An 11957-nucleotide genomic window follows, 5' to 3' on the forward strand; every position below is an offset into this window, starting at 1 on the left:
CACCTGGGAGTTCACCGGTTACAACATGCTGATCTTCTACAGCTCCCTGTCCACGATTCCGCACAGCTTGTATGAGGCGGCCAGCATCGATGGTGCCTCGGAGTGGCAGATCGTCAAGTCGATCAAACTGCCGGAGTTGAAGGGCTCCCTGGCGATCACGGTGATCTTCTCGATCATCGGTTCGTTCCAGCTGTTCAACGAACCGAGCATTTTGCAGAACATGGTGCCGGGCAACGCGATCACCACGTACTACACGCCGAACATGTACGCGTACAACCTGAGCTTCTCCGGCAACCAGTCGAACTACGCCGCAGCATTGGCCATCGTCATGGCAATTATCACTATGGCCATTGCATATATTGTGCAGCTTAAGAGCATGAAGGAGCAGATGAAGTAACCATGAGCACTGCAACTATGACTTCAACCGGACGCCTCACCGCCTCGGAGCTCAAGGCTCAGGAAAAAGCCGCTAAGGCAGCGGAAAAGGCTCGTCAGAAGCGCATCGCCGCCGACGAGAAGGCCGAGCGCAAGCGTGCGGCCAAGAATGGGTTCTCCAATCCGGCTAACCCGACCCGTTCCATTGGTTTGACCGTCGTCTGTGCGATTTTCGCTATCTACTGCTTGTTCCCGTTCGCCTACCTGATGATTAACGCCACGAAGACTCAGGCCGACTTCACCAGTACCTTCGGCATGGGCTTCGGCAAGACCTTCGCCCTGTGGGACAACATCGTCACCGTGTTCACCTATCAGGATGGCATCTTCGGCCGCTGGTTCATCAACACCATCCTCTACGTGGTGGTGGGCGCAGGCGGTGCAACCCTGCTGGCCATCATGGGTGGCTACGCCCTCGCGAAATTCCGCTTCCCAGGCCGCAACCTGTGCTTCGCCATCATCATTGGAGCCATCTCCGTGCCGGGCATCGCTCTCGCGGTGCCGCAGTTCCTGCTGTTCGCCAAACTGAACCTGACCAACACCCCGTGGTCCATGATCATCCCCAGCTTGGTGTCCACATTCGGCCTGTACCTCATGTGGATTTTCTCTGATCAGGCTGTGCCGGATGAGCTGCTGGAAGCCGCTCGTGTGGATGGCGCTGGAGAGTTCCGTACCTTCTTCCAGATTTCCTTGCCGCTGCTTGCCCCTGGCATCGTAACCACTGCTCTGTTCGCCATCGTGGCTACGTGGAACAACTACTTCCTGCCGTTGATCATGTTGAAGGATTCCAATTGGTACCCGTTGACCATCGGTCTGAACCAGTGGAAGGATCAGGCCAGCACGGCTGGTGGCCAGGCCATCCAGAACCTGGTGATCACAGGCTCCCTGATTACGATCATCCCGTTGGTTATTTCCTTCCTGTGCCTGCAGAAGTACTGGCAATCGGGCCTCGCGGCAGGTGCCGTCAAGGAATGATTGAATAATTCACTATCGGCTCCCCTCCAGAGAGGGGAGCCAGTATCAACAACATACAAGGAAGCATCATGGCAGCACGCAGACCGTTTCAATGGCCAGCATTGTTGACGCGCGACGGTCGTGGCATCGCATACGGCGGTGACTACAATCCCGATCAATGGCCGGAGAGCATGGTGGATGAGGATATTCGTCTGATGCGCGAGGCGCATGTCAATACCGTGGCTCTTGCTATTTTCAGCTGGGATAAAATCGAGCCTCAAGAAGGTGAGTTCACGTTCGATTGGCTTGATGCTGTTATCAGCAAGCTGGGCGAAGCTGGCATCGCCGTCGATCTTGCTTCCGCCACAGCCTCAGCTCCAATGTGGTTGTATGTTAAACATCCGGAAGTGCTGCCTCAAGATAAATATGGCCATACCGTCAATGCTGGTTCCCGCCAATCCTGGCAGCCCACAAGCCCGGTGTTCAAAGAGTATGCGCTCACCCTATGCCGCAAACTTGCCGAGCACTATAAGAACAATCCATATGTCACCGCATGGCATATGGGCAACGAATACGGATGGAACAACCGGTACGACTACTCGGACAACGCCCTCAACGCCTTCCGCTCATGGTGTGAAGCCAAATACGGCAGTATTGAGCAGCTGAATGAAGCATGGGGTACGGCGTTCTGGTCCCAGCATGTCAACGATTTTGATGAAGTACTATTGCCTCGCCATATGGGGGGCGACGCGATGGTGAACCCGGCTCAACAGCTCGACTATGAGCGGTTCGGCAACGATATGTTGCTCGACTTCTACAAAGCCGAGCGTGATGCCATCGCCGAAATCTGCCCGGATAAGCCGTTCACCACAAACTTTATGGTCTCCACCGATCAGTGCACGATGGACTACGCCAAGTGGGCGGACGAAGTGGACTTCGTATCCAACGATCACTACTTCCATGAGGGTGAATCCCATGTGGATGAGCTGCTGTGCTCGGATGCGCTCATGGATTCACTCGCCCTGGGCAAACCTTGGTATGTGATGGAACATTCCACTTCTTCCGTGCAATGGAAGCCGCTGAATGCACGCAAACGTCACGGCGAACTCATGCGTGACGCTTTGGCTCATGTGGCTATGGGTGCGGATGCCATCAACTTCTTCCAATGGCGGCAGTCTGCATCCGGTGCTGAAGCATTCCATTCAGCGATGCTGCCGCACGCGGGGGAGGATTCCAAGATTTTCCGTGGCGTATGCGAGCTAGGTGAAGCATTGCACACATTGTCTGAGGCTGGTCTGCAAGGCACGGAACTGCAGCACGCCGATACAGCCATCCTCTTCAGTGCCGAATCGGAATGGGCCACACGCAGTCAGACGCTGCCGAGCATGAAACTCAACCATTGGCATGACGTGCGCGACTGGTACCGAGGTCTGCTGGATGCCGGGCATCGCGCCGATGTGGTGCCGTTGGCCTACGACTGGAATAACTACCAGACCATCATCCTGCCCACAGTGCTGATCCTATCCGACCATGATGCCCAGCGTATAGCGAATTTCGTGCAAGCCGGAGGCACAGTGGTCATCGGTTACGCCACAGGCATTATCGATGAGCATTTCCGCGTTGGGCTCGGCGGCTACCCGGGTGCTGGGCAAGGACTTTTGCGTGAAATGCTCGGCATACGCAGCGAAGAATTCAACATTCTTGGGGATGAAGCCGAAGGTGAGCCAAACGCGATGACGCTCACCAATGGATGCACGTCAAAGCTCTGGCAGAATGATGTGACCTCCATTGCCGCTAATACCACAGTCATAGCCTCGTATGCAGGTGCGGAAGCCTTCGACTGGGAACTGGATGCCGTTCCCGCCGTCACCAGCCATCCGTACGGGAGCGGAACCGCCATCTATGTTGGCTGCGATCTGGACCGGCAGGGCATCGCTCTGTTGGCGGAGTCGCTTGGTATTGAAGTCGATGATTCGCGGGTTGTGCACACCATTCGCCGAGCAGTGGATGGCACCAGATTCGATTGTTATCTCAACCGCGATCGGCAGCCGGTGAGTATGATAAACATTGACGGTGAACCTGTCATCGCTTACCGATGCACAAACGGTTCGACGCGCGGTGAATACGTGTTGCACAGAAATTCCATACTCATCACCAAGCGGGTAGAATAACGCTGTTACTGAATCAACGTATGGCCTAGCGAGGGAGTTTCAGGTGAGCGAGACACATCCGGGGGCAAAAAGGCGCGTAACACTGCGCGATGTGGCTCAGACGGCCGGTGTCTCGCTCAAAACCGCTTCGAATGTCATCAACGGTTCCGGCCGCATGAGTAGCGAGACCAGAACCAAAGTCGAAGCGGTTATCAAAGAACTCGGATATCAGGTGAATGTGGCCGCCCGTAATTTAAGCCGCAATCATACCGGGTTCATTACGCTCGCGGTGCCATCGCTCACGCCTCCATATCTGGCCGAGTTGGCGAACCGCACAATTGATGCCGCACGCCAGCATGATTACTCCGTATACGTGACCACATATGCTGAAGGATCCGCCAAAGGCGCTCGCGATGTGTTGAAGAAATTCAATTCCACCGTGTCTGACGGCATGATTCTCTCCATGAGTGAGGTGGAGAACATCAGCAAAGCCGATTTGGATGTTGATTTTCCTCTGGTCGTGGTCGGTGCCCGTACCACATGGGGTATTGCCGACCATGTGACTCCGGATGATGTGAATGCGGCGGCTCAAGCGGCGGGCTATCTCTACGATCATGGCTCCAGTCGTCTTGCTGTAGTTGGTGCTCGAGGCGCATATGATGAAGCCGCTTTGCTGCAATCGATTGAAGGTAACGCACAGCTTCGTTTGCGTGGCGTGATTGAAGAGGCTCATCGTAGAGGATTGATCATTGACCCGCGACTGGTTGGCGCTACGAATCAGGATTGGACCATCGGCGCTGGAGCTCGGGTAACCCAACAGCTGATTGATTCAGGAGTGCCATTCGATGGGGTAGTGGCATTGAACGATCAATTGGCCATTGGGGCGCTGACTGCGTTGCGCATTTCGGGATACGATGTGCCCAAGCAAGTGCAGGTCATCGGCTTCGACAACATTGAAGAAGCCCCATATTTGCAGATTCCACTTACCACTATGGATTCCCGGTTGGAATGGACGGCTCCGACTGCTGTGAATCGTATCCTCGGCCGTATTCGAGGAAAGATCACCGAACCGGAACTGCTGACCTGCTCATCGCAAGTCATTGCACGAGCCTCTACGCGATAAACAATAATCCCTCTGACTGTTTGGTCAGAGGGATTAATTCGCTTGTTTTCAGCTATCTCGACCGGCGATCACAGAGCGCCGAAACCGACTGCATGCTTGGTGTCGGAACCGATGATGGCGTAGCCCAGAGCTTTGGCCGGTACGATGATACGACGGCCCTTATCGTCAGTCAGGTCAATGGTGGTGCCTTCAGCAACAGCCTGTGCGATGGCGCTGCTCACTTCATCAGCGGACTGTTCGGTGCCGAAATTCACCGGACGAGCCACATTCTGAATGCCCAGTTCGATATCCATAATGCTCCTTGTTCTATGGAATGGTTATATGTGCTATTGTGCCGTACGCTTGCGGGTTACGCCTGTGGCGTGGAAGCCTGCTGACTGGTCATGGTATTGCCTTCGTGATCATATCCGCTTAGACCGGCTCGCGCATCTCGCAACGCGCGCTCCTCCCGTTCCAACAGCGGAATCACCGTGGTTTCCACTGAATTCCATGACTGCGGGGCATGTTCGCCGGTGTCGTCGTCATCGTCGTCCGCTGCGGCATCCTGTTGCTGTGTGGCATCCATCGGTGCTGGAGCGTTCGCGGCATCCGCGGACTGTTTCGCCTGCTCACGCTCATTCATGTCAATGAGCTCTTTCAACGTGATGGTAGATGCGGAAGCCGTGCGAGGCTCATTTGCCGGCTGCGGCTTGGTGGAACCGGTAGCGGTCACAGGACGGTTTGCGGTCTGATCATCCTGATTTGCCGCCATAGTCTGGGCGGCTTGACGTACCGCGGCAGTGGTGACTTTAGGTGTTACATCAACGCTGCCGGCTGCGATAATATCCGCAGAGCCTGTGCGATCAGGATCGTTCGTATCATCTGATGTTGCTGGTGATGCAGATGCAGCAGCATCAGATGGTTGAGCTGCAGTATTGCTGTGCTGAGACTTCTTCGCGTCATCATTCAGCAAAGTACCCACGGTAATCGTGGATGGATTATCGCTGGATTTGCCGGAAGCATGAGACTGCGATGCGGTGGTGGCCGTCGAACGATTAATAACACCCAACTGGTGTGCAAGACGCTCCACCTGCGCCTTGAACTGGATAATTCGATCGTTATCCGCACGGTTCAATGCGGAAATGAAATCGCCCACCTGCTCCATCTGCAGCCACAAATTGGCTCGCAGCATAATAAGATCATCCAAACGCGAGCCCATCATGCGGCCATACGCGGAAAGCACGGCATTGCGATGCGACTCATCGAGCTTGCCGAAAATCCAAGCCAAATCGCGGGCCGGATCATTGACCTGCATATCCTGCCAATTCGTAATGGCGGTAATGGTGGAACCGGAGAACAACAAATCACCGTCAGAGAATCCGCCATGCACCGTGCAAGTGGCGAACGACCACAAGCCCTCGGTTTCAATAATGCGAGCCCAACTGTTGGTGATCTCCTGCGGTACGTGACCAGCAGCCCGCAAACGCTTGATCCAGGCAATCAGCTGCGAGCGAATCTGGCCAGTGGTGAACACAGGGTATTTGGAAGCTTTGAGGAATGCGGTGGGAAGACGATGAATCGCGCCCAATGCGGTGCCTACGGAAGCGCAATCATCCAAGGTGAGTAAGTCAAGCGAGCGGGCCTGTCCATCCAGATGAGAGGCGATCATTACCGTCGTTTCGCCGGTGGGACCCGGCTTCACTGGCTTCTTGGCTGCAGCGGCCGGAGACTGATCTAGTGCCTGAGCGGTGGAAGTGGCCCCTGGTTGTGGCACGTTGCCCGGGGCAAATGCAATGATGCGATCCAAACCGAAGCCAAGACCGCCCGGCTCGCGGGCGGCAGACAATGTTTGCGCTGCCTGCACACGCCGAATCAAACGGGTGCGCCCTTCCTTGGTGTCGGTGGCATATACGTCGTACAGTTTGCCGGAGGCATCCTGTATCACCGCCTGGTCAATGCCCTTGGCCTGATCGGTCGCGCTTTGCTGGGTACTCTCCCTTACGCCGGCAACGGCCAGATTCGGCAGGACGGCCGAGGTCAATGCCGCCAACATGTAATTGCTTCGTCTCATCACCCTTCCACACTAATACATGCCTTGCGCTTTGAGGGGCGTGGCGCGGGCTCAAAGTTCGTGAATTGGACGCCGATGCGGGAAAACTGGCAACGTGTCACAATGGAGAGCATGGAACAGGCGCAGAATATTCTTGAAGGGCTTGACGAGCGGCAGCGCAAGGCCGCCACCACGCTGCAGGGCCCTGTACGAATCATTGCAGGAGCCGGTGCCGGTAAAACCCGCACGGTGACCCGCCGCATCGCCTATGCCTGCGCCACCGGAGCATGGAGACCCGAACAAGTACTTGCCGTCACCTTTTCGGTAAAGGCCGCAGCCGAAATGCGCGCGCGCCTCACCCAACTCGGTCTTGCCGATGCGCGCGGCGGTGCCGCAGGCGGGATAACCGCAGCCACCTTCCACTCCGCGGCCCTGCACCAGCTCAACAGCGTATGGGAGGACGTGTGCGACGCCCCATTCCCGCATCTCATCGAAGATCAAAGAGATGTGGTATCCCGTGCCATTACACGAGTCAGCGCCAATGCCGATACGGATCCGATCATGGTCCGTGATGTTCTCGCCGAAATCAATTGGGCTAAAGTCTCCCTGATTGCCCTCCAAGACTATGCCAGTGTGTGTATGCGCGCGCATCATCTGCCGCCAGCAGGCCTTGAACCGAACCGATTCGCCGATATCTACGCAGCCTACGAGCAGGAGAAAACATCTCGAGGCGAAATTGATTTTGACGACATTCTGCTTCTGGTCTGTCACATCATGGATGATTTTCCCGAAGCCGCCGCACAGATTCGCTCATCCATCGGCTGGCTCACAGTGGATGAGTATCAGGATATTTCCCCGCTCCAACATCGACTGATGACCTTATGGCTCGGTGGAGGAAGCTCAAACGACGCAACCATCTTGAACCGAAACGTATGCGTAGTGGGAGACCCGGCGCAGACCATCTACTCATTCGCAGGCGCATCCAGCTGGGATTTGCTCCGATTCGCCGACGAATTTGGTCCCTTGGCCGCAGACATCGATCTGAACACGGACTATCGTTCCACGCCGCAAATAGTCTCGCTCGCCAATAAGGTGCTTGCCGCGGCTCCCGACCGGCAAGACTATCTCAAGCTCGTTTCCGCCAGACAATCCGGTGCCCGAGTGAGCAGAACGGTTTACGAAACCGATATTGAAGAAGCGCAAGGTGTAGTCGCCCGAATACTGCGCCTGATTCAACAAGGCGCCAAACCATCCGATTGCGCGATATTGACTCGCATCAACGCGCAACAGCAGGTTTTCGCTGCAGCTTTGCGCCAGGCAGGAATGAGATTCCGAATACGCAAAGATGCAGGATGGCAGTCATCCGCGCTCGCCGATGATGCAGCATCCAAACGAGCGATTTTGGAAGCTCTCGGATTAAACGCCAGCGGGAATACGCTCGTTGAGGATCCCGGAGTAACCATATCCACCATTCATGCATCCAAAGGCCTGGAATTCGACCATGTATTCCTTATCGGATGTTCTGAAGGACTACTCCCATATGGTGCTCCGGAATCAGGCGAAGTATTGGAGGAGGAGCGACGCCTCATGTACGTAGGCATCACCCGAGCACAGGATTCATTGCATGTGTCTTTTGCCAGAACCAAAGACGGATACGGCGCCCAACAGCGCCGTCCGTCCCGGTTCCTCTCGTGATGAGAACGATATGAACGGCTAAGCCTTACTTGTTGGCAGACTGGTCGTCACCATCCGTGGTGCCGGCATCGCCTTCACCAAGCAACTTGGACAGTTCGGCATCCCAATCAATATCCGAAGACTTACCGTCTGCGGCCGGATGATTGGTATGAGCGTCGCTGGATTCCGCCGCCGAGCCTGCCTGAGCGTTGTCCGCAGGCTGCACATTGCTCTGTTCTGCAGGCAACGTCGGCAGAAGATCAGGATGGGACCACTTGGCATCGCGGGCCTCGGAGCCTTCGGCGGCGGTAATCATATCCCACAATCCTGCAGCTTCACGCATACGCTTCGGACGCAGCTGCAAACCAAGCAGACTCTCGAACGTGCGCTCGGCAGGGCCTCCCATAGCGCGCTCGCGGCGCATCATCTCACGCAACTGTTCGATATGCGGCAAATGTGCCATGCCGGCTCGCCACACCACGCAATCAACCCATCCTTCGACCATAGCCAGCAAGGATTCCAACGAAGCCAACGCTTCACGCTGCTCCGGTGTATCCGGAATGCCGACTTTGGTAAGGTTCACGGCGCCGGAAATCGACTCCGGATCCATAGCGGTGGCGTCACGCAACTGTTCTTCCATAGCATCCAAATCGATGGAAATGCCGCGTGCATATTTGCCGATCAGGGCTTCAAAACGAGGCATCAGCCAAGGCACCGATGCATACAGTCGAGCATGGGCCATCTCCTGCAAGGCCAGGAAGGAGAGCACCTCGGATTCGGGAATGTGCTCAACGGTATTGAAGTCCGCGAAAGCCGCTTCAAACTCCGCGTTCAGCTTGGCATCCTGAGTAGATGCGTCATTGGATTGAGCTGCATTGGTATCCGAATCATCCGCATTCGAGCTGGCGGAGGTAAAGCCTATCGGATGGTTGGCGGTAGCATCCTTGGAATCCGCGGTGTTCGAAGACTGTCCGTTCAACAGGGCCGCATATTCGGTGGCGTTCTGTGCAATAAGACCACCCGCAGGGTTCTTCAGCAGTGCGATACCCTGATCGAAACTGCCATGCACTTCATGGCTCAGGTTGCCGGCTGCATGACCCAATTGCATGGCAAAAGACGTATTGCCTAGCAGCTTCATAAGCTGAGCGGGATCCTTCATACCGTCAGGAATCGGAATCGGCACAGGGCCGGCGAACATGCCGGCGATCTCACCCTCACCATCGCCCAACATGCCGCCGAGACGTTCGGAAATCACAGACGCAAGAGCATCATTCATAGATTCAGCAACCGGTGCCGCAAACTTGGCCCACTGATCAATAGTGCCTTCCACCCATGCTGCGCGGGTGAGCACATCCGGCTCTCCAGGGGCGGGATTGAACTCGCAAGCAGTATCCAGCCAAAGGTTCGCCTCGCTCATCGCGCGGCGTGCGGCCTCGCCATCCACCGCAGACACGCTCGAATCAGAACCGGAGGCGTTGGCCTGTTGCAGAGCGATGGACTTCGCCAACTTGACGTTAATCGGCCCCTCTTCAACCGTGCGCTGCATATCAGACATGGTATTCAGGCCACCAGCGGTAAACGCAGCCATCATCTGCTGCACTTCAGACGGGTCAGGCAAACGGCTCGGATCCTGACTCATCAGCTGTTCGCGAATCTCCTCAGGAAGCTGGCTGATTTGCTGCCATGCCATTTCGCCCTGAATAGGGCCGAAGCACTTGATGAGCCATTCGTGAATCGCGTTGTCGTCCATGCGTGTCCTTCTTTACCGCGTGATGGTTTCTCCAAGATGAGTTACCACAAGTGTATGCTGTGCCCGCGCCGTTCGCCTGAGGCCGAGCGAGAATACGCATTCAAGGCGAGAGAATTGGAACGAGGTTTTCCTGCCTGTGCATACACTATTGGCTATGTTCGTGGATATGTTCGCACGTTGCAAACGCCTGAAACACTATGTGGCATCGCGCTCGCCGCAATACTTTGCGGGAGCCGTGGCGGTGATGCTCGCCATTGTGGTGCTTGTGCTGCCCAGCGCCTATGTCATCGAGATGCCAGGGCCCACTCAGGATGTGTTGGGAAAGGTTGACGGTGATGACGTGATCGCCGTTTCCGGCACGCAGGTGCGCACATATAAGGATTCCGGCAAACTGCTTTTGGTTACGGTCAGTGCTTCCGGCGTGCCGGGATATCCTATCGTCAACGCGCAGGCGGTGTGGGCTTGGGCCAATCCGCATATGGAGATTATGCCGCGTGAAGCCGTGGTTCCCGTGGGACAGACAGCCGACGAATACCAGCAGAAGGTGGACTCGGACATGTCCGGTTCGCAAGACGAAGCAAGTTCGGTTGGCCTCAAGTATGTGAAGAATCATGCCGGCGAATTAGGCGTTGACGCCTCATTGTTGCAGGGAGCACATGTTGCCATGCATGTGGATAAGATCGGTGGTCCCTCAGCCGGCATGATGTACACCTTGGGACTGATTGATAAGCTCACCGCAGCCAACGAGAGTGGCGGACAAACCATTGCCGGTACCGGCACGATTAACGCCAAGGGCAAAGTAGGCAAAATCGGCGGTATCCGACTCAAAATGCTGGGTGCCAAACGAGATGGTGCCACATGGTTCCTGGCTCCCAAAGACAACTGCAGCGAGGTCGTGGGCCATGTGCCACAAGGTTTACGCGATGTGAAGGTCGCCACTTTGGATGAGGCGTATCAGGCATTGGTGGCCATCGGGAAAGGGCAGGGCGATCAGCTGCCGCACTGCACCGCCTGAGCCTAGAAAATGGGCTTGTCATTGATTCGCCAATGAGTGCAAAACCATCGACGATGCATCATGATGATGGTCAAACAGCGAGATTTTTTATGAAAGTTAACGTGATTGTTCGCCAAGACTTGCTAATGTGGCCTCTGTGAATCAAACGGCATCACAGAACGCTGAAGAATTTGGGTTTGAACCTGGAGATATCGTCCAGGAGTGGCTCTGGGACGATGACGTGGATGACTCCATCCGCGCCAAAATCGAGGAGCTCACGGGCGAGGATCTCGTAGACGAGGACTACAACTCCGCTGTGGACGGTGTCATTCTGTGGTGGCGAGACGGCGACGATGAAGACGAGCTGTCCGACACCATTGTTGACGCATGTGGAGTGCTGGATGACGACGCTCCGTTGTGGGTGTTGACTCCAAAGCCGGGACGCCCCGGTGCGGCCAGCTCCTCTACCGTGCAATCCGCAGCACAAACCGCAGGCATGAACGCCGCCACTCCGCTGACAGTCAGCAAGGATTGGAACGGTATTCGTTTGCGTGCTTTCGGCAAGGGCCGCTGATAGGAATTCTTATCCAATCGGTTTCTGCGATAGGGCATGCGGCACGCCCAAACGTAACAAGTTGACAGACTGTGCTGGTTATGCGCTATTGTAGACACCCGCGGGCAATTAGCTCAGTTGGTTAGAGCGCCACCTTTACACGGTGGATGTCGGGGGTTCGAGTCCCTCATTGCCCACAGTTCGAGATGGTCGGAAACAAGCCGCAAAGCCTTACGGGAGTAAGCCTGAGCGGCTTTTTCGTTTTTACCGGTTTTAATGGTTTTTAACCCGTTTTCAG

Annotated in this window: 10 protein-coding genes and 1 tRNA gene; 8 read left to right on the forward strand and 3 right to left on the reverse strand. The window is 55.8% G+C overall.

Features of this window, described 5'->3' with window-relative positions; genetic code table 11:
- From Tam1G_RS10200 to Tam1G_RS10215, 4 genes are all read left to right on the forward strand, one after another.
- On the forward strand, positions 1-397 hold a 397-nt coding region (locus Tam1G_RS10200; RefSeq protein ID WP_133125009.1), incomplete at its 5' end, for a carbohydrate ABC transporter permease.
- Between the two features lie 2 nt (positions 398-399).
- Positions 400-1407 carry a carbohydrate ABC transporter permease gene (locus tag Tam1G_RS10205; RefSeq protein ID WP_101626436.1) on the forward strand — a complete coding sequence of 336 codons (1008 nt, stop codon included), beginning with the start codon at positions 400-402 and terminating at the stop codon, positions 1405-1407.
- 68 nt (positions 1408-1475) lie between these two features.
- Positions 1476-3557: a beta-galactosidase gene (locus tag Tam1G_RS10210; RefSeq protein ID WP_101626437.1), complete on the forward strand. Its 2082-nt coding sequence runs from the start codon at positions 1476-1478 to the stop codon at positions 3555-3557.
- 43 nt (positions 3558-3600) lie between these two features.
- Positions 3601-4659 carry a LacI family DNA-binding transcriptional regulator gene (locus Tam1G_RS10215; RefSeq protein ID WP_101626438.1) on the forward strand — a complete coding sequence of 353 codons (1059 nt, stop codon included), beginning with the start codon at positions 3601-3603 and terminating at the stop codon, positions 4657-4659.
- 68 nt (positions 4660-4727) lie between these two features.
- On the opposite strand, the gene Tam1G_RS10220 is transcribed toward Tam1G_RS10215, so the two are convergent.
- A complete protein-coding gene (locus Tam1G_RS10220) occupies positions 4728-4952 on the reverse strand; it encodes a DUF3107 domain-containing protein (protein WP_101626439.1) in 225 nt (74 codons plus the stop codon).
- A gap of 56 nt (positions 4953-5008) precedes the next feature.
- Positions 5009-6709, reverse strand: a complete 1701-nt coding sequence (locus tag Tam1G_RS10225; RefSeq protein ID WP_101626440.1) for a phosphotransferase — start codon at positions 6707-6709, stop codon at positions 5009-5011.
- A gap of 111 nt (positions 6710-6820) precedes the next feature.
- On the opposite strand from Tam1G_RS10225, the gene Tam1G_RS10230 reads away from it, so the two are divergent.
- Positions 6821-8383 carry an ATP-dependent helicase gene (locus Tam1G_RS10230; RefSeq protein WP_101626441.1) on the forward strand — a complete coding sequence of 521 codons (1563 nt, stop codon included), beginning with the start codon at positions 6821-6823 and terminating at the stop codon, positions 8381-8383.
- Between the two features lie 25 nt (positions 8384-8408).
- On the opposite strand, the gene Tam1G_RS10235 is transcribed toward Tam1G_RS10230, so the two are convergent.
- Positions 8409-10112 carry a zinc-dependent metalloprotease gene (locus tag Tam1G_RS10235; RefSeq protein WP_101626442.1) on the reverse strand — a complete coding sequence of 568 codons (1704 nt, stop codon included), beginning with the start codon at positions 10110-10112 and terminating at the stop codon, positions 8409-8411.
- Positions 10113-10278: 166 nt separating this feature from the next.
- Between Tam1G_RS10235 and Tam1G_RS10240 the strand changes: the two genes are divergently transcribed.
- The 3 genes from Tam1G_RS10240 to Tam1G_RS10250 all read left to right on the forward strand — a co-directional run bounded on the left by Tam1G_RS10240 (position 10279) and on the right by Tam1G_RS10250 (position 11856).
- Complete coding sequence (locus tag Tam1G_RS10240) at positions 10279-11127, forward strand: YlbL family protein (protein WP_423220508.1); 849 nt, start codon at positions 10279-10281, stop codon at positions 11125-11127.
- 136 nt (positions 11128-11263) lie between these two features.
- Positions 11264-11680 carry a DUF3052 domain-containing protein gene (locus tag Tam1G_RS10245; RefSeq protein ID WP_101626444.1) on the forward strand — a complete coding sequence of 139 codons (417 nt, stop codon included), beginning with the start codon at positions 11264-11266 and terminating at the stop codon, positions 11678-11680.
- Positions 11681-11782: 102 nt separating this feature from the next.
- Positions 11783-11856: transfer RNA gene (locus Tam1G_RS10250), tRNA-Val, on the forward strand.
- Positions 11857-11957 lie beyond the last annotated feature (101 nt).

The sequence above is a fragment of the Bifidobacterium imperatoris genome, assembly GCF_002860405.1.
GTDB classification, from domain to species: domain Bacteria; phylum Actinomycetota; class Actinomycetes; order Actinomycetales; family Bifidobacteriaceae; genus Bifidobacterium; species Bifidobacterium imperatoris.